The following is a 2669-nucleotide window of genomic DNA, read 5'->3' as shown; positions in this document are numbered from 1 at the left end:
GAACAGAATCCGGCTCTGTGGGCCCGCATTAATCAGATAAGGGTTGCCATGCTGGTCATCGAAACGGCATTTAGCAATCGTGAGCGCGACCTTGCCAAGCGGAGCCTTCATCTTTCTCCTCATGCGCTTGCCAATGAACTCGATTGCATCGAGCGAGGACACAGTTATCCCATCTACATTACCCATACCAAACCGGCCGAGACCGACCTGATCATGGCCGAGATACAGCGTTTTGACCAAACCCGCCCGTTTGGCCCGAATGTATCGCACGACATCCGGTGGTTGAGGGCGGGCCAGGAGTTTGAGCTATGAGCGCCGTATTGCAACGTGACCCCGAGGACGAGTTTTTTGACTCGCAGATGTTGCCTCCCCAGGAGCGGGGCGTTACTTTTGAAGCCCTGTATTTCCGGCAGCTTCAGCTGGTTACCAACCGGATTCACGAAACGGAAAATGTCGAGCAGATCATGCTCGAAGCCAGCCAGGACATCTGCAAGCTTTTTAACGCAGACCGGTTAACACTTTATGCAGTCAACGAAGACCGCAGTTCCATTGTTTCCAAGGTCAAGACGGGGCTCAATACCAGCCGCGACCTGAAACTCCCGGTCAGTGCGCAGAGCATTGCGGGCTACGTTGCCATGGCTCGCCAGATGGTGAATATTGCGGACGTCTACGATGAGGAGGCGCTGAAGAAAATTCATCCTGCGTTGAGCTTTCTCCAGGAAGTTGACAAGCGATCCGGGTACAGAACCAAGCAGATGCTGGTGGCTCCCGTCATGGACGGAGAGACGTTGTACGGCGTGCTGCAGGTTATCAACAACCGGAGCGATCAGCCTTTTGGAAAACTTGAGGAAGACGGTGCGCTGCAGCTGTGCAAGACTTTGGGCATTGCCATACGCCAGCGAATGCAAAAAGCGGGCGACAGCCAAAGGCGCAAAGCTACCAAGTACGACGGCTTGGTGACGGAAGGTGTGCTGTCCCAAGAAGAATTACAGCAATGCATCCGCCAGGCCCGGGAAGAAGGTCAGTCTGTCGAGCATATGCTCATGGCCAACTTCCACATCCGGCCCACTCAGATTGGTGCTTCGCTTGCCAAGTTTTTTGGTGTGGCCTACGAAGCATTCAATGCTGGGCGGATTCGCTCGGAGATGTTGCATGGTGCGTTAAAACGGGACTTTATTGAACAGCAAGGCTGGATTCCGCTGGAGGAAACTACCGAAGGCCTCGTGATCATGTGTGTGGATCCGGAGGCTGTGCGAGGGGCACGCGTGGTTCCACAGGTGTTTCCCCGCGTCTCCAAATTTTCTTACCGCGTTACAACTCAGACCGAATTTGAAGAAACCCTGGGGCAGCTCTTTGGCGTGGCTGCAGACAGTAGCACCATCGACCAATTGCTTGCAGACATGGACTCACCACTGGAGAGTGAGTCAAATGACGATTCTTCGCTGGAGTCTGCCGCAGCGGACAACGAGCTGGTCAAGTTTGTCAACAAGGTCATCATTGACGCTTACAACCAGAAGGTTTCGGACATTCACATCGAGCCTATGCCAGGCAAAGCCAAAACCGGTATCCGGTTTCGCATTGACGGTACCTTGCAGCCCTATATCGAAGTGCCGGCGCAGTTTCGCCAGGCCATGGTCACGCGGCTCAAGATCATGTGCGACCTGGACATCTCTGAAAAGCGCAAACCGCAAGATGGGAAGATCAAGTTCAAGAAATACGGCCCACTGGACATCGAGTTGCGTGTTGCCACGATTCCATCCGCCGGTGGTGTGGAAGATGTGGTCATGCGGATTCTTGCCGCAGGTGAGCCGATCCCGCTTGAAAAACTCGGATTGACGGCGCACAACAAGGAGCGACTGGAAAAAACGATCTCCAAGCCTTATGGTCTTTTTTATGTATGTGGCCCCACAGGCTCCGGCAAGACCACGACCCTGCATTCCATCCTGAAGTTTCTCAACACCCCGGACACCAAAATCTGGACCGCCGAAGACCCCGTGGAAATTACCCAGAAGGGTTTGCGTCAGGTGCAAATTAACAGGAAGGCGGGCATTGACTTCGCACTGGTCATGCGTGCTTTCCTGCGAGCCGATCCCGACATCATCATGGTCGGTGAGTCCCGCGACAAAGAAACCGTGGCGATGGGCGTGGAAGCTTCATTGACGGGGCACATGGTTTTCTCGACGCTGCACACCAATTCGGCCCCCGAGTCCATCACCCGCCTGCTGGACATGGGCATGGATCCCTTTAATTTTGCGGACGCATTGTTGGGTATCCTGGCTCAGCGTCTGGCCAAAAAACTCTGCGACTGCAAAGAGGCTTATCAGCCGAGTGCTCAGGAAGTCAAAGATTTCATCAAGGAATACGCCGAAGAGCTGCGCCATACCGAAGCCTGGAAAGCCGATCCTGGTGGCGAGTCACAAAAACTCTATGAAGACTGGATGGCGCGCTATGGGAAGGACGATAAATTGACCTTGTACCGTGCGGTCGGCTGCGACAAGTGCAACAAGACCGGCTACAAGGGCCGTATTGGCTTGCATGAACTGATGATTGCCGATGATGCTGCCAAAAAATTGATCCAGGAGCGGGCGCGTGTCGCGGAGCTGTTTGCAAGCGCTGTCAACAGCGGCATGCGGACGCTCAAGATGGATGGCATGGAAAAGGTACTCATG

General features: G+C 54.3%; 1 protein-coding gene and 1 pseudogene. Both read left to right on the top strand.

The genetic code is table 11. The features are described 5' to 3' along the window. Nucleotides 1–312: pseudogene (locus AC1DWI_RS19260) on the top strand (3',5'-cyclic-nucleotide phosphodiesterase); the annotation flags it as partial. Continuing rightward, nucleotides 309–2669: GspE/PulE family protein (locus tag AC1DWI_RS19255; RefSeq protein ID WP_477725477.1), on the top strand; the 2361-nt coding region annotated here is incomplete at its 3' end. The pseudogene AC1DWI_RS19260 and the gene AC1DWI_RS19255, both read left to right, overlap by 4 nt.

It is taken from the genome of Polaromonas sp. P3_C2, from assembly GCF_056402675.1.
This window is presented reverse-complemented; position numbering and strand designations above follow the sequence as displayed.